This is a genomic window from Corallococcus praedator, assembly GCF_003612125.1.
In the GTDB taxonomy this organism is placed as follows: domain Bacteria; phylum Myxococcota; class Myxococcia; order Myxococcales; family Myxococcaceae; genus Corallococcus; species Corallococcus praedator.
In genome coordinates this window covers 14,741-32,840 of record NZ_RAWI01000059.1, presented here as the reverse complement: position 1 = coordinate 32,840, position 18,100 = coordinate 14,741, and the positions used below count along the sequence as shown (strand labels likewise).

The following is an 18,100-nucleotide window of genomic DNA, read 5'->3' as shown; positions in this document are numbered from 1 at the left end:
GCCGCCTTGTCTGCGCGGGGGGACGGGCGGCGCGGACAGGAGGGCTACCAGCAGCAGTCCCGGAACGAATCGCAGCAGGGGCGGCTTTCGCATGGCCTCACGAAACGACAACGGGACGCCCGAAATGCCCGGGCGCCCCGTTGATTGTGCCACGCCGAGCCGCTTCGGTGAATCAAATGAAGCGGGCCCGGCAGGCTTGCACGGCGTGCAGCGAATTAACCGCCGCAGCTCACGTCGTTGAACGCGTTCGTGGGCTCGCCCGCGACCAGGTTCAGGCCGTTCGGCGTGTCCTCGTCGATGCCGCAGGGGGCCTGGACGACGGCCTCACCAGCGACCGTGGCGGACGTGATGCCCCACGTGTCGCCTTCGGGATCGTTGTCGACGTTGCCGATCGCCGTGGCGCTGAAGAAGCAGTTCGGGCAGTCATCGATGGTGGGGTTCACGCCCACGTTGTTGACCGCGTCCGCGGCGGCGGGAGGCGCGGGGAACTTCAGCGCGTCCTGGCCGATGCAGCCGAGGGTGGCGCCAGCGCGGCGGGCCGTCTGGGTCGCGTCCACCGCGGCGGCGCAGCCCGTCGCCAGGCCGTAGCTGTAGCGGTTGCCGGCCTCGGGATCGAACCCGATGACCGTGAAGTTCACCTGGTACTTGTCCTTCTCACCGAAGTACGCCTTCTGGGCCGTGAAGATGGCCTTCAGGTTCGTCTTCGCCTCCGACTGCTTGGACTTCGCCTGGAAGCGGATGAAGTTCGGGATGGCGATGGCGGCCAGGATGCCGATGATGGCGACCACGATCATCAGCTCGATCAGGGTGAAGCCACCCTTCTTCCGGAAGAGACGGTTCATCATGTTTTGGAACTCCGCGGCAGGCAGAGGGGGGTTGAACGACGTGCGAACTCTTAGCACGAAGAGTGCCACCGCGAACAATCTGGCCAACCGCTCGGATTCCCTCAAAGGGCAGCCCACCTCAGGCGCGGCACGCCTGCTGGCCTGCCAATTTTTGTCACTGACGCTGACGGTTTTCGTCGTCCGCCACGAAGTCGCCAGTGACATGAGCGGCGGGTAGGATTCCCGGCTCCGTGACGTTCACCTACGCGCCGGGCTGGGCCGAGCCCCTCTTCATCCTCTTCCTGTTCTTCCTGGGCCTGTGCTTCGGCTCCTTCCTCAATGTCGTCATCGCGCGCGTGCCGGAAGGGCTGAGCATCGTGCGGCCGGGGTCGCGCTGCCCGAAGTGCGGGCACGTGCTGTCCTGGTACGAGAACATCCCCGTGCTGTCGTGGCTGGGCCTGCGCGGGAAGTGCCGTGGGTGCGGCATGCCCATCTCCCCGCGCTACGTCCTGGTGGAGCTGCTCACGGGCCTCTTGTTCCTCGCGTGCCTCAAGCGCTTCGACTGGGCGTATCCGCTCGTGCCCGCGCTGGTGCTCGTCTGCCTGCTGGTGCCGCTCACCTTCATTGATCTGGAGCACTGGATCCTGCCCTTGTCGCTCACCGTGCCGGGCATCGTGGCGGGCATCGTGCTGGCCATTCCCCTGGGCCAGGACGCGGTGGTGAACGCGGTGGTGGGCGCGTCGGTGGGCTTCCTCACCTTCCGCTTCATGGAGTACGTGGGCTGGAAGGTCTTCAAGAAGGAGGCGCTGGGCGGCGGGGACAAGTTCCTCGTCGCGCTCCTGGGCGCGTTCCTCGGCTGGCAGTCGCTGCTCGGCATCCTCTTCTTCTCGTCGTTCCAGGGCGCTGTCGTGGGCGTGGTGATGCTCGCCCTCACCGGCCGGGCAGGCCCCCGCGGCGAGGAGGAGAAGGTGGATCCGTCCAAGGCCTCTTCCGAGGAGGAGGCGGAGGAGCCCCCGTCCACGATGACGTGGGAGTTCACGAAGCCCGGACTGCCCTGGTGGAAGCGGGTGGCGCTGGTGATTCCGTGCCTGCTCTTCCAGGACATCCCGGATGTGACGCTGGATGAGGAGACGGGCGAGGAGCAGTGGGAGCCGGAGGCCACCAACATCCCGTTCGGTCCGTGGCTGGCGCTGGCGGGGCTGGAGATCATGCTGCTGGGGCCGTGGCTCTCCCGTGTGTTTCCGGTGGAGGTCGCGATGATGCTCGGGGGGACGCAGTGAGGCGCGTGTCGCCGGTGCGCGGATGAAGTGGCGCATCGCGAGCGTGGCCTTCCTGCTGGGCTCGCTGTCCACGGGCCTGTCCTGGCTCACGCTGCAACCGGTGTTGATCCGCCTGCTGGACGTGGCGCGGCGGCTGGCGGACCCCGGGACGCCGGAGGCGGAAGGCCTGTCGCGCATCCGCACCTTCCTGCCCCTGGCGCTGGGCCTGGACCTGGTGGTGCTGACGGTGCTGGCCTACGTCGTGTTGGACCTCACGGTGGGCCGCCCGCTGCGCGCCACCGAGGCCGCCGTGGAGCAGCTGGGCCGGCTGCAACTGGACGTGCCGCTGGCGGGGCAGGGCGGACCGCTGCTGTCGCGCATCCAGCGCGCGCTGCAGCGCATGGCGGAGGCGCTGCGGCAGGAGCAGGCCCTCACGCGCTCGCAGCTGGAGGCGCTGCGCGAGGCGAACTCCCGGCTCGCGCGGGCGCAGACGGAGCTGGTCGCCTCGGAGCGGCTGGCCACCGTGGGAAAGCTGGCCGCGGGCGTGGCGCACGAGGTGGGCAACCCGCTGGCGGGCATCCTGGGCTACCTCTCCCTGGCGCGCATGAAGGCGGAAGGGCCGGAGGTGAAGGACTTCCTGGAGCGCATCGACCACGAGGTCCTGCGCATCGACCGCATCGTGCGGGGCCTGCTGGACCTGGGGCGCCCCGGCAGCGCGCAGCCGGTGCCGGTGGACGTGGGGCAGGTGGTGGAGACGTGCGTGCGCCTGGTGCGCGCCGGCCCGGAGCTGGACCGCGTGGACGTGACGCTGGCCGTGACGCCCGGCCTGCTGGCGCGCGCGGACCCAGGGCCCCTGTCGCAGATCCTCATCAACCTGATGCTCAACGCCGCGCAGGCCATGGGCGGCCAGGGGCAGGTGCGCATCTCCACCCGGCGCGAGGACGCGCTCCTGTTCGTGGAGGTGGAGGACAGCGGTCCGGGCCTGTCGCCGGAGGTGCGCGCGCACCTCTTCGAACCGTTTTTCACCACCAAGGGGCGGCAGGGCACCGGCCTGGGGCTCGCGGTGTCGTTGAACCTGGCGCAGGGCATGGGCGGCCGGCTGGAGGCCCGCGACGGCGCGGGGGGCGGCGCTTGCTTCCGGCTGTCGCTTCCCGCCGTCTGATACGCGCTGGGGCGGGTGGGGCGTATGATGCGCCCACCCCCATGTCCCTCTTCCGCACCGTTCTCGTCGCCGACGACGAGCCGTCCATCCGCCACATCCTCACCCTGGTGCTCACCGACAAGGGCTACGAGGTGCGCGCCGTCGCCGACGGCGAAGAGGCCCTGCGCGAGCTGTCCGCGCGCGCCTACGACGTCCTCCTGTGCGACGTGCGCATGCCGAAGCGCGACGGGCTGTCGGTGCTGCGCGCGGCGCTCGTGGACCAGCCGGGCCTCACCGTGGTGGTGATGAGCGCCTACGGTTCGCAGGAGCAGGCGCTGGAGGCGGTGCAGGCGGGGGCGTACGACTACGTCCAGAAGCCCTTCAAGCCGGAGGAGATCGTCTTCGTCCTGCGCAAGGCGGAGGAGCGCGAGCGGCTGCTGCGGGAGAACCGGCGCCTGCACGAGGCCCACCTTCCCGGCGCGTCCCTGGGGCACATCCTGGGGGAGAGCGCCGCGCTCCAGGCGGTGCTCAAGCAGGTGGCGCGCGTGGCCCCGGTGGACACCACCGTGCTCATCTCCGGGGAGAGCGGCACCGGCAAGGAGCTCATCGCGCGCGAGTTGCACGGCAAGAGCCGCCGCTCCGCCATGGCCTTCGTGGCCGTCAACTGCGGCGCCATCCCCCACGGCCTCCTGGAGAGCGAGCTGTTCGGCCACGCCAAGGGCGCCTTCACCGACGCGCGCACCGCCCGCCGGGGCCTGTTCGCGGAGGCTGACGGCGGCACGCTCTTCCTCGACGAGGTGGGCGAGCTGCCCCTGGGCGCGCAGGTGAAGCTCCTGCGCGTGCTGCAGGAGGGGGAGATCCGCCCGGTGGGCGAAAGCCGCGTGGAGCGCGTGGACGTGCGCGTGGTGGCCGCCACGCTGCGCGACCTGGGCCGGCTGGTGGAGAAGGGTGAGTTCCGCGAGGACCTCTACTACCGCCTCAACGTCGTGAACCTCGCCCTGCCGCCCCTGCGCGAGCGCCGCGAGGACATCCCGCTGCTCGCCCGCTCCTTCCTGGGGCGCTTCAACCGCGAGCTCAACCGGGACCCTCCGGTGCAGGGCTTCACCCCGGAGGCGGAGGCCCTGCTCACGGCCTACGCCTGGCCGGGCAACGTGCGCGAGCTGGAGAACGCCATGGAGCGCGCGGTGCTGCTGGAGGAGGGAATCCTGATCGCGCCTGGCAGCCTGCCGGAGAAGCTGTGGGCGGCTTCCGCACCCGCGGCCGCCGGGGCGGTCGCGCCGCTACAGGCCACAGGCGACCTGTCGCTCAAGCGGGCCATCCGGGAGCTGGAGGAGTCCTACATCCGGGCAGCGCTTCGTCGCACGAAGGGCAATCGCACCCGGGCGGCGGAGGTCCTGGACATCAGCCACCGCGCGCTTCTGTACAAGATCAAGGAGTACGGCATTGATCCCGACGCGGAGGCACTCCGGACCTGAAGGAGGGACTTGAAGGGCAGGGGAGGGGCCAGCAGGCGACCCGACCTGGCAGGAATCCTCCGCCGCCATTTGACGGAACGCGGCCGGGGCCGGAAAATCGGGCCTCCGCGGTGGTACGTCAGGGGGCGAGCGGCTGTCGTCGGTCTTTGCGGCGCTCCCCCGTCCGATGGGCGGCCGGGCGCCAAGCACTTTTTAGGAGGGGTATCAAGCCGGTGCTACGCTGGCCGCCTCTCCGATGGAGTTACGCATGGCGAAGGGCAAACTGGCACTTGGGCTGGATATCGGGTCGACGTCGATCAAGATGATCATGCTCAAGGAGCAGCGCAAGCGCGGTGAAGTGGGCTACGCCCTGCAGAGCTTCGGAATGAAACCGCTGCCTCCTGAAGCCATCGTCGACGGCGCCCTGATGAACTCCACGGCCATCGTGCAGGCGGTGCAGGAGCTGATGGCGGAGCTGAAGGTGAAGGGCAAGGACGTCGCCATCGGCGTGTCCGGCCACTCGGTCATCATCAAGAAGATCCAGATGCCCCGCATGAGCCAGGAAGAGCTCGAGGAGAGCATCCAGTGGGAGGCGGAGCAGTACATCCCCTTCGACGTGAAGGACGTGAACATCGACACGCAGATCCTCGACGGCGGCGGCAACGACGCCACCGGTCAGATGGACGTGCTGCTGGTGGCCGCCAAGAAGGACATGATCAACGACTACACCACCGTGGTCTCCGAAGCGGGACTGGCGCCGGTGGTGGTGGACGTGGACGCGTTCGCCGTCCAGAACATGTTCTCCACGAACTACGAGCTGCCGGAGAAGGAGACCGTCGTCCTCATCAACGCCGGCGCCTCCGTGGTGAACATCAACATCATCGCCAACGGCGTGACGGTGTTCACCCGCGACGTGACCATCGGTGGCAACCAGTTCACCGAGGAGATCCAGAAGCAGCTCAACGTCTCCTACGAGGAGGCGGAGGCGCTGAAGATCGGCGGCAACCGCGCGGACGCGGACGCCGTGGTGCCCCAGGACGTGGAGCGGGTGCTCTCCAGCGTGGCGGAGCAGGTTGCCGGTGAAATCCAGCGCTCGCTGGACTTCTACGCGGGCACCGCCGCGGACTCGAACTTCACCAAGGTCTACCTGTCCGGTGGCACCGCGAAGATTCCCGCCCTGTTCAAGACCATCGAGGCGCGGACCGGCGTGCCGGTGGAGATCCTCAACCCGTTCCGGAAGATTGAAGTGGACAACCGCAAGTTCGACCCCGCGTTCATCATGGACGTGGCACCCATGGCCGCGGTGGCAGTGGGACTGGCGCTCCGGCGCCCGGGCGACAAGCTGGGCTGAACCGCTCTGGCCGCGAGGAGATGACGCACATGATGATTCGAATCAATCTGCTGCCCGTCCGGGCGGTGAAGAAGCGCGAGATGGGCCAGCAGGTGCTGGTCATCTACGCCGCGGTCCTGATCGCCGCGGTGGTGGGCAACTACTTCTGGTACGCGGATCGCGATGGCGACCTCACGCGCGCCAAGCAGGGCATCGCCCAGACGAAGGCGAAGATCGCGGAGCTGGAGAAGGTCATCGGAGAGGTGACCAACATCAACACCCGCAAGACCGAGGTGGAGAAGAAGCTCGCCGTGCTGGACACGCTGCGCAAGGGCCGCAACGGGCCGGTGCGCATGCTGGACGCGCTGTCGTCCGCCCTCCCCAAGAAGGTCTGGCTCAAGACCTTCGTGGAGGCGTCCAACAACGTCACCATCAACGGGTCGGCCGTCAGCCACGACGAGGTCGCGGAGCTGATGCGCGGCCTGGGCGGCATGGTGTGGACGCCCAAGGGCATGGGGCGCCTGGTGGAGCAGCGCCGGGATGCCCAGACGTCCCGCGTGGAGCTCTTCAACACGGAGACCGCCTCCGTGGAGGAGTTCCCCGTGGCGGACATCCGGCCGTTCTTCAAGAACATCGAACTGACCAACGCGGTGCAGGCCAAGGCGGCGAACACGCCCGGCGCGCCCACGCTCGTCGACTTCAAGCTCACCCTCACCGCCAACTACGCCATCTAGCAGGCGGCGAAGGACCCCCACGTCATGGACAAATACCTGGATCAGCTCGCGAAGGCCCCGCCGGCGGTGAAGTTCGGCGGACTCGCGGCACTCGTCGTCATCCTGACCGTCGCCAACTTCTTCTTCGCCATCCAGCCGACGGAAGAGGCCATCACCGCCCGGGCGGCGGAGCGCCGCAAGCTGGACCTGGAGCTCGCGGAGAAGAGCGAGATCGCCCAGAACCTCAATGAGCGCCGCCGCGAGATGGACGTGCTGGAGCAGAAGCTGGCGGAGGCCCTCACGGAGCTGCCGGAGCGGCGCGACATGGAAGAGCTGCTCGCGCAGATCAACGACATCGGCAAGAAGTCCGGACTGGAGATCGCCCGCGTGGAGCCTGACAAGGAGTACGTCAGCGGCGGCGAGTTCTTCGCGCGCATCCCCATCAAGATGACGGTGAGCGGCAACTACCACGAGATCGCCATGTTCCTGCAGGAGATGGCGAACATGCGCCGCATCGTGAACGTCAACAACATCAAGTTGGATGGGGCGACGCTGAAGAACGAGAAGGTGGTCCTCCAGAGCAGCTTCCTGGCCACCACGTTCCGCTTCGTCGATCCGAAGGCCGTCGCCGTCGACCCCAAGAAGAAGACCGCAGAGAAGAAGAAAAACTAGAAACTTGATCCGCCCTGCAACTGGGGCGACAAGGGATGACGCGGATGAAGACGTTCAAGTCCACGATGACTGCTGCGGTGCTGGTGCTGACCCTGTCTGCCTGTGGGGAGACGCCCAAGGCCAGCAATGCCTCCGCCAAACCCAAGGCCGCGGCCCCCGCCGTGGCACCGGTGACGGTGAAGGCGGAGGTGTCGACGGTGCCAGGATTCGTCTACACCTACAGTCCCGTGGGCAAGCGGGATCCGTTCCGGAGTCCGCTGGAGGAGCTGGGACCGGTGGCGCGGGATGCACCGGAGCGCGCCTGCAACGAACCCCTGTGCGTGTTCGACCTCGACCAGCTCAAGCTGGTGGCGGTCGTGACGGGGGACGCCAGTCCGCTGGCGATGGTGGAGGATCCGCTGGGCCGGGGCCACATCGTCCGGCGTAACACCCGGGTGGGGCGCCAGGGCGGTAAGGTGACCCAGATCCTCCGGGACTCGGTCACCGTCACCGAGGTCTTCACGGGTGCCAAGGGCGAGCTCATCAGCAATCCGGTGAGCCTGCACCTCAAGGCAGATGGCGTAAAGGACCCCGCCTACAACCTGATGACGGGCAAGAACTGGGAGTAGCGCCCCACGGCGCGCCCGCGGGCAGTCGCCCGCTACCAACTTGTTGAGGGGACGCATGCTCGAGCAGAGCGCTGTGACGAGGGGCAAGTGGATCATGGCGACCGCATGGGCGGTCGTCCTGGCAAGCGCCAAGGTGTACGGCGCGGATCTGAATACGCTGCGCGACCTGCAGGTGTCGCGGACGGGAGCTGGTGCCCAGGTCGTGGTGACCGGGACCCGGCCGCCTACCTTCACCGTCTTCCGGCTCAGTGGGCCGGAGCGGCTGGTGGTGGACCTGTCGTCCGCGGATGCCACGGGCATCAAGGGACACCATGACGGCACCGGTCCGGTGTCCGGCGTGGTGGCCGCCCAGTTCTCCGACGCCCGCGCCAGCGTGGGCCGCGTGCTGGTGGCGCTCGACCAGGCGTCCCAGTACGACGTGCGCGCCGAGGGCAACCGCGTCGTCATCTCCGTGGACGGCTCCCCGGTGGCCCCCGCCGCCGTGACCGCCCAGGCACCCGCGACGCCGAAGCCGGCCGAGCCGGTGGCCGCCGCGCCGAAGCCCGCGGAGCCGGTGGCGGTCGCCGCCGCGCCGAAGCCCGCGCCGGTGAAGGCCGCGCCCGCTCCCGTCGTGGAGGCGATGGTGGCCGTGGTGCCGGAGGAGGGCGCTGCCGCCAAGGCCGCTCCGTCCCAGGCGCCGGGCCGCGAGAACGTGGTCGCCACGGAGGCGGATGAGCGCGAGGTGGCCCACCCGGCCCAGCGCATCACCCGGCTGTCCCTGGACGGCGACGCGCTGCGCGTGGGCACCGATGGCGACATCGCGCGCTACGAGGTCCTGGAGCTGGTGGATCCCCCCCGCCTCGCCGTGGACGTCTACGGCGTGGGCCTGAGCGCGAAGGCGCCCAAGGTGAAGGGCTCCCTGCTCAAGGACGTGCGCGTGGGCGCCCATGAGGACAAGGTGCGCCTGGTCCTCGTGGCCAAGGGCGACATGCCCGCCTACCGCGTGGACCGCTCCGAGCGCGGCCTGGAGGTGGTGCTGGGCGCCGCGGTGGCGCGCAAGCCGAAGCCCTCCACATCCCGCGACGCGGTGGCGGAGACCGAACCCCTGCGCCCGCAGCCGCTGCCCGTGGAGGCGGCGAAGCCGCAGCCCGCGCCGGCCGTCGTGGCCCAGGCGGCCCCGCAGCCCCAGGTGGTGGAGGTCAAGGACCTGTCCTTCGACGAGAGCGCCTCCGGTGGCCGCGTGCAGCTGAAGCTGTCCGGCGCGACGACGTGGAAGGTGGACCGGCCGGATCCGCGCAGCGCGGTGCTGACGCTGGACAACGCGCGGCTGCCCAAGAAGCTGGAGCGCAGCCTGGACACCAGCGCGCTGGACACGCCGGTGAAGATGATCAGCGCCTTCAGCGTCCCCGGTGAGGGCCGCAAGGTGCGCGTGGTGGTCGCCGCCGACGGCGCCATCGAGGAGAACGTCACCCAGGGTGCCAACACCCTGAGCTGGCGGCTGGACGTGCAGGGCGTGAAGACGGAGGAGGTGGCGGTCACCCAGCGCACCGCCGGCTTCACGGCCGAGGCCCCGGCGTACGCGGCGGAGGGCGCGCCCCAGCAGGCGCGCTACCGTGGCAAGCGCGTGTCCTTCGAGTTCAAGGACATCGAGATCCAGAACCTGCTGCGCGTCATCGCGGAGATCTCCAAGCGCAACATCGTCGTGGCCGACGACGTGTCGGGCCGCGTGACCATCCGCCTGCGCAATGTTCCCTGGGACCAGGCGCTGGATCTCATCCTGCGCACCAAGCAGCTGGGCCAGGAGCAGGTGGGCAACATCATCCGCATCGCGCCCTTGAAGACGCTGGAAGAGGAGGCGCGGCTGCGCCAGGAGCGCAAGAAGTCCCTGCAGCAGCAGGAGGACCTGCTGGTCAGCCTGGTGCCGGTGAACTACGCGGTGGCCGGTGACATGTCGTCGCGGGTGAAGGACGTGCTCAGCGACCGTGGCTCGGTGACGGTGGACACGCGCACCAACGTGCTCATCATCAAGGACATCCGCTCCAACACGGAGAAGGCGCGCGCCCTGGTGCGCAGCCTGGACACGCAGACGCCGCAGGTGCTCATCGAGAGCCGCATCGTGGAGGCGAGCACCACCTTCAGCCGCAACCTGGGCGTGCAGTGGGGCGGTCAGGCGCGCCTGTCGCCGGCGACCGGCAACCCCACCGGCCTCATCTTCCCCAGCACCGTCGGCGTGACGGGTGGCTCTTCGGGCGCGGCTCCGGGCCTCCCGGCGGCGCCCAACTTCGCGGTGAACCTGCCGGCGGCCGTGGGCCAGGGCATCGGTGGTGCCATGGGCTTCGCCTTCGGTTCCGCGGGCGGCGCGCTCCAGCTCAACCTGCGCCTGTCGGCGGCGGAGACGGAGGGCGCGGTGAAGACCATCTCGTCGCCCAAGGTCACGACGCTGGACAACAACACGGCCCGCATCAGCCAGGGTCTGTCCATCCCGTTCAGCCAGACGTCGGCGAGCGGCGTGAACACCACCTTCGTCGAAGCGCGTCTGTCCCTGGAAGTCACGCCGCACATCACGCAGGACGGCAGCATCCTCATGTCCATCCAGGCGCAGAACAACCAGCCGGACCCGTCCAACACGGGCGCCAACGGACAGCCGTCCATCCAGCGCAAGGAGGCCAACACGCAGGTCCTGGTGAAGGACGGCGATACCACCGTCATCGGTGGCATCTACGTGCGCCGGGGCAGCACCTCCAGGGACTCGGTGCCCTTCCTGTCGAAGATCCCCGTGCTGGGCTTCTTCTTCCGGAGCACCTCCGAGACCGATGAGCGCCAGGAACTGCTCATCTTCATCACGCCCCGCATCCTCAACCGGCAGACCATCGCGCAGAGCCTCTAGAGGCCTGCCGCCTGATTGGGAGACTCATTCCAATGAAGCCCTTGTTTGTCGCGGCGTCCCTGGCGCTGGGCCTGTGCGGGTGCTCCGAAAGCCCGCCGGTCATTCAAATCCTCTCCAGCCAGGTCCCGAGCGCGGAGTGCTCGCTCGATGATGACTCGGCCTCCCGTGCGGCCGGGTCGCTCAACCTGGCCTACGGTCAAAGCTATGTGCTGGGGCTGTTCGTCAACTCCAGCTACACCAACACCCCGCTGGAGGTGAACGGCGCCCCGTTGGATCCGGAGCCCACCACGGGTGGGCAGGGCACGGCCATCGTGGAGACGGTGGAGCTGTCGTATGAGACGACGCCGAACGTCCGGATCCCCGACCAGACGATCAACTACACGGCGTCCCTCAACCCCGGCTCGGAGCAGAACCGGCTGGTGCTCAGCCTGCTGACCCAGGAGTCCGCGGAGGCCCTGCTGGACGCGGTCTCCCCCGGGGGCGAACCGGTGCAGGTGACCGTCACCATCAAGCTGACGGGCCGCTACGCGGCGGGCAGCGGCTCGTTCGAGTCGAACGATTACGTCTACACCTTCCGGGCCTTCAACCAGGACCAGGGCATTCCCGCCTGCGCTCCGGGAACGGTCGCGGAGCCGGTGGCCCCGTGTGGTTCCTCCGGTGGTCAGGACGGCAACTACCCCACCTGCATCTGACCCGCGGGCGCTCGCCGCCCGCCTGGGATGACCATGTCCTTTCGCACGCACCTTGAATCGGTGGTGAACCAGGTGGACGGAGCCCTCGCGTGCAGCGTGATGGGCTTCGACGGCATCTCCGTGGACACGTTCCAGAAGGACGAGGCCGCGGAGCTGGACGTCACGGGCACCTGGGTGGAGTACGCCAACCTGCTGACGCAGCTGAAGAACGCGGCCGAGTCCCTCAAGACGGGCACGGTCACGGAAGTGAGCGTCAACAGCGAGAAGGTCCTCACCGTGATGCGCCTGCTGACGCCGGACTACTTCCTGGTGCTGGCGCTGCGCGCGGACGGGAACTTCGGCAAGGGCCGTTACGTCCTGCGCGTGACGGCGCCGAATGTGAAGGCGGAGCTGTAGCGGACAGTCGTCCGGGCAGGGGCCGTCCTGCCTGCCCGGCGACGCACCGTGCCGCTGCTTTCCCCTTTGCAGGACTCAGGGCATGGGCTAGACACCCCGGACTTTTCATCGTTTTTGTCTGTCCGAAGGAGTCGGTCCCCATGGCCGGTTTTGTCGATACGTCCGAGTTCCGCAATGGTTTGAAGATCGAGATCGACGGCGAGCCGTTCGTGATCGAGTACTTCCAGCACGTGAAGCCGGGCAAGGGCTCCGCGTTCGTGCGGACCAAGATCCGCAGCCTCATCTCCGGCCGCATGCTGGAGCCCACCATGAAGTCCGGTGACAAGGTGGGTCTGCCCGACATCGAGCAGAAGGACATGGAGTTCCTCTACTCCACGGGCGACGAGTACTACTTCATGGAGAAGAAGACCTTCGAGCAGACCTTCATCACGGCGAAGGTGCTCGGGGACACGAAGAACTTCCTGAAGGAGAACACCCCGGTCGAGGTGCTCTACTACAACGGGAAGGCCATCTCCGTGGGCCTGCCGAACTCGGTGGACCTGAAGGTCACCAAGTGCGATCCGGGCGTGCGCGGCGACACCGTGTCCGGCGCGATGAAGCCCGCCACGATGGAGACCGGCTTCACGGTCAACGTTCCCCTGTTCATCAACGAGGGCGACGTGCTGAAGATCGACACGCGCGAAGGTGGCAAGTACCTCACCCGCGTGTCCACGGCGGGCTAGTCACCGTCCGTCTTCACCTGTCGACACCCGGAGGGGTCTGGAATGGCAACGAAGCGCAAGGCAACCCGGCCGGCCACGCCCGCGAGCGCGGCGTCCGGGCGTGACGCGGGCACCACGTCCCTGGACGTGGAGGCCCTGCGGCAGATCGTGGAGATCCTGGAGGCCTCGGACGTCACCCGGCTGGTGTGGACGCGGGGTCCGGAGAAGCTCTACATCCGCCGCGGTCACGCGCCGGAGACGACCATCGTGCACCACACCGGATCCTCGGGTCCCGGCGTGACGGTGGCGCCGCCGGTGGAGTACGCCGCGCCCGCGCCCCGTGCGTCCGCGCCCGCAGCGTCCGCGTCCCCCGCGGCGGTGGCCCCGGAGAAGCCGGCGGAGAAGCCGGGCCACCTGGTGACCAGCCCCTTCGTGGGGACGTTCTACCGGACCCCCGCGCCGGACCAGCCCGCGTTCGTGGACGCCGGGTCGGTGGTGCGCAAGGGGCAGGTGCTCTGCATTGTCGAAGCGATGAAGTTGATGAACGAAATCGAATCCGAGGTCTCCGGCAGGATCGCCGAGGTCCTCGTGGAGAACGGTCGCCCGGTGGAGTTCGGCCAGGCGCTGTTCCGCATCGAGCCGGCCTGAGCCCGTTGTTGAAGGTGCGTCCGGCCCGAACTGGGGCCGGATGCGCCCCAGGCCCTCTCAAGGAGCACGGACGTGTTCAAGAAGGTACTGGTCGCCAACCGCGGGGAAATTGCCCTGCGGGTCATCCGCGCATGCCGTGAGCTGGGCATCGCCACCGTGGCGGTGCACTCCACCGCCGACGCCAACGCATTGCACGTGCGCTTCGCGGACGAAGCGGTCTGCATCGGGCCGCCTCCGTCCAAGGAGAGCTACCTCAACGTGCCGCAGCTGCTCTCCGCGGCGGAGATCACCCGCGCGGACGCCATCCACCCGGGCTACGGCTTCCTGTCGGAGAACGCCGAATTCGCGGAGGTCTGCGAGAACTGCAAGATCCGCTTCATCGGTCCGCGTCCGGAGATGCTCCGGCTGATGGGCAACAAGGTGAGTGCGCGCCGCGCGGCCCGGGAGGCCGGCATGCCGCTGCTCCCCGGCAGCCCCGGCGTGGTGAAGGACCCTCGCGAGGCGGAGGCGTTCGCCAAGGAGATCGGCTTCCCGGTCATCCTCAAGGCGGCGGCGGGTGGTGGCGGCAAGGGCATGAAGATCGTCCGCGAGCCGGGTGTGCTCGCGCAGGCGTTCTCCACCGCGCAGGCGGAGGCCCTGGCCAGCTTCTCCAACGGCGACCTCTACATCGAGCGGTACGTGGAGAAGCCGCGCCACATTGAAATCCAGATCGTCGCGGATGAGCACGGCAACATCATCCACCTCAACGAGCGCGAGTGTTCGGTGCAGCGCCGGCACCAGAAGCTCATCGAGGAGTGCCCGTCGCCCGCGCTCACGCCGGAGCTTCGCCAGAAGATGGGCGAGGTGTCCGTCAACGCGATGAAGAAGCTGCGCTACAACAACGTGGGCACCATCGAGTACCTGCTCGACGAGCACGGGCAGTTCTACTTCATGGAGATGAACACCCGCATCCAGGTGGAGCACCCCGTGACGGAGCTGGTCATGGGCGTGGACCTGGTGCGCGAGCAGATCCGCATGGCCTACGGCGAGCCCCTGCGCTTCAAGCAGGAGGACATCCAGATCCGCGGGCACGCCATCGAGTGCCGGGTGAACGCGGAGGACCCCGTCACCTTCGCGCCCTGGCCGGGGAAGATCACCGGCTACAGCGTGCCGGGCGGCTACGGCGTGCGGGTGGACTCGGCGGCGTACGAGAACTACACGGTGCTGCCGCACTACGACAGCCTGTTGTCCAAGCTCATCGTCCACGCGGAGGACCGCGAGACGGCCATCCGCCGCATGCAGCGGGCACTCTCCGAGTACGTGGTGGAGGGCATCCGCACCAACATCCCGTTCCACCGGGCCGCGCTGGCGGAGGAGGCCTTCCAGGAGGGCAACTACGACACGCGCTTCGTGGAGCGCCTGCTGGCCAGCGAGACCGGGTCCCGGCGGCTGCGCAAGGCCGTGGAAGAGACGCCGTAGCGCACGCAGGGTCCGCACCGGGCAGCCCGCCGGGCGGACGACCGTCCGGGCGGGTGATCCGCCCCGGGGGGATGGCAGGCTGTTTCTTGACCCGCGTCGGAGGATTCCGTTAGCCTCCGAACCTCCCCCCCAGAGAAGGACTGAAACCCGCGAAGTTCCTCGGGGTTTCTGCCTGTCGGAAGCGCTCGCTCGATGGACAAGAACAAGATCATCGAAGCCGCCGCGAAGCTGGTCGCGAAGGGCGCGTACGACAAGGCCATCAAGGAGTACCAGAAGGTCCTGGAGGTCGACCCGAAGGACATCCGGGTCCTCCAGAAGATGGGGGAGCTGTACCAGAAGAAGAATGACAACGCGCAGGCGGCGCACTTCTTCACCAAGGTCGCGGAGAGCTACTCCTCGGACGGCTTCTTCCTCAAGGCCGTCGCCCTCTACAAGCAGGTCCTCAAGCTCAACCCGAACCTGCTGGAGGTGAACCTCAAGCTGGCGGAGCTGCACCAGCAGCTGGGGTTGATGTCGGAGGCGATGGCGTACTTCCAGATCGTCGCCAACCACTACGACAAGGCCGGCGACACCAAGGCGAGCCTCGACACCCTCAAGAAGATGGTGGATCTCGACCCGGAGAACGTGGCGTCGAAGATCAAGCTCGCGGAGCTGTACGCGCGCGAGAGCATGACGAAGGAAGCGGCGCAGGAGTTCAAGCGCGCCGCGGAGTACCTCAAGCGCAACAGCCGCGCGGACGACTGGCTTCGCGTCGCGGAGCGGCTCTCCGCGCTGGAGCCGGACAACCTGCCGCTGGCGAAGGAGCTGGCTGCTTCGTACCTGCAGCGCGGCGACCAGAAGCGCGCGCTCGCCAAGCTCCAGGTGTGCTTCAAGGCGGACGGCCGCGACGTGGAGACGCTGACGCTCCTGGCGCAGGCGTTCCAGGGGCTGGGCCAGGTCTCCAAGACGGTGTCCGTCTACAAGGAGCTGGCGAAGATCCACCAGGAGCGCGGTCGCACCGCCGAGTCCGAGGGCGTGTGGACGCAGATCGAGCTGTTGGATCCGCAGGATCCGGACCTGCTCGCGCGCCGCGGGCCCGTGGACGATCCGGAGCCGGAGCCCGCGCCCGTTTCAGCGCAGGAGGATGACGCGCCCCAGTGGAACGCCCCGGCCGCCGCGCAGCCTTCGCGTCCCGCACCCGCCGCGCCGCCCCCGGCTGCCGTGGCGCCGCCTCCCGCGGGGATGAGCCGCGAGCAGCTGGCGAAGCTGCTGACGGAGACCGACGTCTACGTGAAGTACGGGCTCCACGACAAAGCGCTCGAGCACCTCCGCAAGGTGTTCGCGGTGGATCCGGAGAACCTGGACGCGCACGAAAAGGCGTACCACATCTACGTGGCGGCCAATAACGGCGCGCAGGCGTCGGAGCAGCTGCTCAACGTGCTGCGCCTGTGCACGCGCCGCGCGGACGTGCAGCGCGCGCAGCCGTACCTGGCGAGCATCCTCCAGGAGAACCCGGCGCACCCGGAGGTGCCGGCCTTCCTGTCCGTGCTGCGCGCGGAGGGTGGGGTGGTGGCGCCGGTGGCCGCGCCGGGCGTGGAGTCGCTGGAGGAGGACGCCATCCTGGTGGACTCCAACGACGATGAGATCCTCGTCGCGGAGCCGCCGGACGACGCGCTCGCGCAGCCCGAGGGCGACGAGCTGGCGCTGGCGGCGCTGAGCCACGGGACGGACTCGGATGAGATCGTCGACGACGAGGTCGCAGAGACCACGTTGAGCGGCGAGGAGGCGGTGATGGGGGAGCCCATCAGCTCCTCCGAAAACGCCATCTACGACCTGCCCCCGCAGGACGACCTGGTCGTCGGCTCGGACGACGACGCGCTGGTGCTGGCGGATGAGCCGGGCCTGGGGGACTCCCAGTCCAGCTTCGAGGACGAGCCGCTGGTGGGCCCGGACGACGCGCTGTCGTACGCGGCGGATTCGTTCGACGACCCCTCTGGCGGCGACGAGCCCATGGTGCTCGCGGACGACGCGGGCGGCATGTCGCTGGGCGACGAGGAGGAGCCGCCGCCCACGCGCGTGCTGTCCCCGTCGCGCGCGCTGCTCAACGAGGCCGCGCCGGACACGCTGCAGGTCGCGACCCTGGACGACGAGGACGCGGCGTTCTCCGACCCCGGCATGTCGCTGGGCGAGGACGACGACGCGCCCACGCGCGTGGGGCTGGCGCCGCTGGATGCGTCCTCGCTGGAGGACGGCGGCCTGGAGGAGTACGCCGCTCCGGACTCCTACGACGCGGGCTCGCAGCTGGGCGACGACGACGACGAGCCCACCGCCGCGCACCTCGTGCTCGCGCCGCTGGACACGACGGGCTACGACGAGCCTGAGCCGGAGGCCGAACCCGAGGCGCTGGCGGATACGCCGGAGCCCGAGCCCGAAGCGGAGCCGGAGGAGGAGCCCGCCGCCGAGGAGTGCGACGAGGCGTCGTTCTTCCTGGACCAGGGGCTGCTCGAAGAGGCGCGGGAGATTTTGGAGACCATCGCCATCGCCTTCCCGGGCCACGTGCGCGCCGGGGAGCTGATGGCGCGGCTGGAGGAGGCGGAGGCCGGTGGTGGCGCGGCCCCCGAGGACGACGCTCCGGCGGAGCCCCTGTCGGTGCCGTCCGTGCAGCCGGTGACGGAGGCGTCGCTCGGCGAGGAGTCCGGCGGCGACGCGTTCGACCTGGCGGCGCAGCTGGCCGGCGAGCTGGACGACCTGGGCGGCGAGTCCCTGGCGGCGGTGCCCCCGGCGGACGAGGACTTCCAGTACTCGGTGGACGAGGTCTTCGCCGAGTTCAAGAAGGGCCTGGCGAAGGTGGTGAAGCCCGAGGACGTGGACACGCACTACGACCTGGGCATCGCCTACAAGGAAATGGGCCTGCTGGACGACGCCGTCCACGAGTTCGAGGTGGCGCGCCAGGGCAGCGCGGGCACGAAGCGCGAGCTGGACTGCCTGACGATGATTGGCATGCTCCACACGCTGCGCGGCCGCCCGGACGAGTCCGTCCAGGTGTTCAAGGAAGGCCTGGGCAACGTGCTCGCGGTGGGGGAGGTCGCCAAGGCCCTGGGCTTCGAGCTGGCGAGCGCCTACGACGCGCTCAACGAGCCGGGCAAGGCGCTCTTCCACTTCCAGCGCGTGGCCGCCATGGACGCGAAGTACCGCGACGTGGGGTCGCAGGTGACGCGCCTGTCGGCCGTGACCGCGCCCGAGGATGACCCGCTGCCCCGAGCCGGAAGCAAGGCGCCCGCCGCCACTCCGACGCCGGTGCCTGCCGCGGGCGCGCCGAAGGCTCGTAAAGTAGGGTACGTGTAGCGCGTCCCCGCGAG

General features: G+C 68.9%; 16 protein-coding genes. 15 read left to right on the top strand and 1 reads right to left on the bottom strand.

Annotated features, from left to right (window positions below; all coding sequences use genetic code 11):
• Positions 1–215: 215 nt before the first annotated feature.
• The gene (locus tag D7Y13_RS10745; protein ID WP_120533492.1) at positions 216–845 is read right to left on the bottom strand and encodes a type IV pilin protein; all 630 of its coding nucleotides are present in this window, start codon (positions 843–845) and stop codon (positions 216–218) included.
• 31 nt (positions 846–876) lie between these two features.
• Here D7Y13_RS10745 and D7Y13_RS45185 point away from each other — a divergent pair, with 31 nt between their 5' ends.
• The 15 genes from D7Y13_RS45185 to sgmX all read left to right on the top strand — a co-directional run bounded on the left by D7Y13_RS45185 (position 877) and on the right by sgmX (position 18,086).
• Positions 877–1,062, top strand: coding sequence for a hypothetical protein (locus D7Y13_RS45185; protein ID WP_147444265.1), 186 nt, complete (start codon positions 877–879; stop codon positions 1,060–1,062).
• A 13-nt stretch (positions 1,063–1,075) separates the two neighbouring features.
• Positions 1,076–2,104, top strand: coding sequence for a prepilin peptidase (locus D7Y13_RS10740; RefSeq protein WP_120583149.1), 1,029 nt, complete (start codon positions 1,076–1,078; stop codon positions 2,102–2,104).
• 22 nt (positions 2,105–2,126) lie between these two features.
• A complete protein-coding gene (locus D7Y13_RS10735) occupies positions 2,127–3,245 on the top strand; it encodes a sensor histidine kinase (protein WP_120533494.1) in 1,119 nt (372 codons plus the stop codon).
• Positions 3,246–3,286: 41 nt separating this feature from the next.
• Entirely contained in the window at positions 3,287–4,699 is a 1,413-nt protein-coding gene (locus tag D7Y13_RS10730) for a sigma-54-dependent transcriptional regulator (protein ID WP_120533495.1), read from the top strand.
• Positions 4,700–4,946: 247 nt separating this feature from the next.
• Positions 4,947–6,029, top strand: a complete 1,083-nt coding sequence (gene pilM, locus D7Y13_RS10725) for a type IV pilus assembly protein PilM (RefSeq protein WP_120533496.1) — start codon at positions 4,947–4,949, stop codon at positions 6,027–6,029.
• A gap of 29 nt (positions 6,030–6,058) precedes the next feature.
• On the top strand, positions 6,059–6,742 hold the full coding sequence (locus D7Y13_RS10720) for a PilN domain-containing protein (protein ID WP_120533497.1): 684 nt from the start codon (positions 6,059–6,061) through the stop codon (positions 6,740–6,742).
• A 24-nt stretch (positions 6,743–6,766) separates the two neighbouring features.
• Positions 6,767–7,393 carry a type IV pilus inner membrane component PilO gene (locus D7Y13_RS10715; RefSeq protein WP_120533498.1) on the top strand — a complete coding sequence of 209 codons (627 nt, stop codon included), beginning with the start codon at positions 6,767–6,769 and terminating at the stop codon, positions 7,391–7,393.
• A 44-nt stretch (positions 7,394–7,437) separates the two neighbouring features.
• Positions 7,438–8,001, top strand: coding sequence for a pilus assembly protein PilP (locus D7Y13_RS10710; protein WP_199732732.1), 564 nt, complete (start codon positions 7,438–7,440; stop codon positions 7,999–8,001).
• 55 nt (positions 8,002–8,056) lie between these two features.
• Positions 8,057–10,867, top strand: coding sequence for a type IV pilus secretin PilQ (locus D7Y13_RS10705; protein ID WP_120583148.1), 2,811 nt, complete (start codon positions 8,057–8,059; stop codon positions 10,865–10,867).
• Between the two features lie 32 nt (positions 10,868–10,899).
• The gene (locus D7Y13_RS10700) at positions 10,900–11,559 is read left to right on the top strand and encodes a hypothetical protein (RefSeq protein ID WP_120533501.1); all 660 of its coding nucleotides are present in this window, start codon (positions 10,900–10,902) and stop codon (positions 11,557–11,559) included.
• Between the two features lie 33 nt (positions 11,560–11,592).
• Entirely contained in the window at positions 11,593–11,955 is a 363-nt protein-coding gene (locus D7Y13_RS10695) for a roadblock/LC7 domain-containing protein (RefSeq protein ID WP_120533513.1), read from the top strand.
• Positions 11,956–12,095: 140 nt separating this feature from the next.
• A complete protein-coding gene (gene efp / locus D7Y13_RS10690) occupies positions 12,096–12,677 on the top strand; it encodes an elongation factor P (RefSeq protein ID WP_120533502.1) in 582 nt (193 codons plus the stop codon).
• Positions 12,678–12,719: 42 nt separating this feature from the next.
• Positions 12,720–13,304 carry an acetyl-CoA carboxylase biotin carboxyl carrier protein gene (gene accB / locus D7Y13_RS10685; protein WP_120533503.1) on the top strand — a complete coding sequence of 195 codons (585 nt, stop codon included), beginning with the start codon at positions 12,720–12,722 and terminating at the stop codon, positions 13,302–13,304.
• A 72-nt stretch (positions 13,305–13,376) separates the two neighbouring features.
• Complete coding sequence (gene accC / locus D7Y13_RS10680; RefSeq protein ID WP_120533504.1) at positions 13,377–14,762, top strand: acetyl-CoA carboxylase biotin carboxylase subunit; 1,386 nt, start codon at positions 13,377–13,379, stop codon at positions 14,760–14,762.
• 192 nt (positions 14,763–14,954) lie between these two features.
• Positions 14,955–18,086: a type IV pili formation protein SgmX gene (gene sgmX, locus D7Y13_RS10675; protein ID WP_120583147.1), complete on the top strand. Its 3,132-nt coding sequence runs from the start codon at positions 14,955–14,957 to the stop codon at positions 18,084–18,086.
• Positions 18,087–18,100 lie beyond the last annotated feature (14 nt).

Coding starts and splice junctions, on each gene's coding strand:
- D7Y13_RS10735 (WP_120533494.1), top strand. CDS start 2,127: ATGAAGTGGCGCATCGCGAGCGTGGCCTTCCTGCTGGGCTCGCTGTCC.
- D7Y13_RS10730 (WP_120533495.1), top strand. CDS start 3,287: ATGTCCCTCTTCCGCACCGTTCTCGTCGCCGACGACGAGCCGTCCATC.
- D7Y13_RS10745 (WP_120533492.1), bottom strand. CDS start 845: ATGATGAACCGTCTCTTCCGGAAGAAGGGTGGCTTCACCCTGATCGAG.
- D7Y13_RS10700 (WP_120533501.1), top strand. CDS start 10,900: ATGAAGCCCTTGTTTGTCGCGGCGTCCCTGGCGCTGGGCCTGTGCGGG.
- pilM (WP_120533496.1), top strand. CDS start 4,947: ATGGCGAAGGGCAAACTGGCACTTGGGCTGGATATCGGGTCGACGTCG.
- efp (WP_120533502.1), top strand. CDS start 12,096: ATGGCCGGTTTTGTCGATACGTCCGAGTTCCGCAATGGTTTGAAGATC.
- D7Y13_RS10695 (WP_120533513.1), top strand. CDS start 11,593: ATGTCCTTTCGCACGCACCTTGAATCGGTGGTGAACCAGGTGGACGGA.
- sgmX (WP_120583147.1), top strand. CDS start 14,955: ATGGACAAGAACAAGATCATCGAAGCCGCCGCGAAGCTGGTCGCGAAG.
- D7Y13_RS10720 (WP_120533497.1), top strand. CDS start 6,059: ATGATGATTCGAATCAATCTGCTGCCCGTCCGGGCGGTGAAGAAGCGC.
- D7Y13_RS10705 (WP_120583148.1), top strand. CDS start 8,057: ATGCTCGAGCAGAGCGCTGTGACGAGGGGCAAGTGGATCATGGCGACC.
- D7Y13_RS10710 (WP_199732732.1), top strand. CDS start 7,438: ATGAAGACGTTCAAGTCCACGATGACTGCTGCGGTGCTGGTGCTGACC.
- D7Y13_RS10715 (WP_120533498.1), top strand. CDS start 6,767: ATGGACAAATACCTGGATCAGCTCGCGAAGGCCCCGCCGGCGGTGAAG.
- accB (WP_120533503.1), top strand. CDS start 12,720: ATGGCAACGAAGCGCAAGGCAACCCGGCCGGCCACGCCCGCGAGCGCG.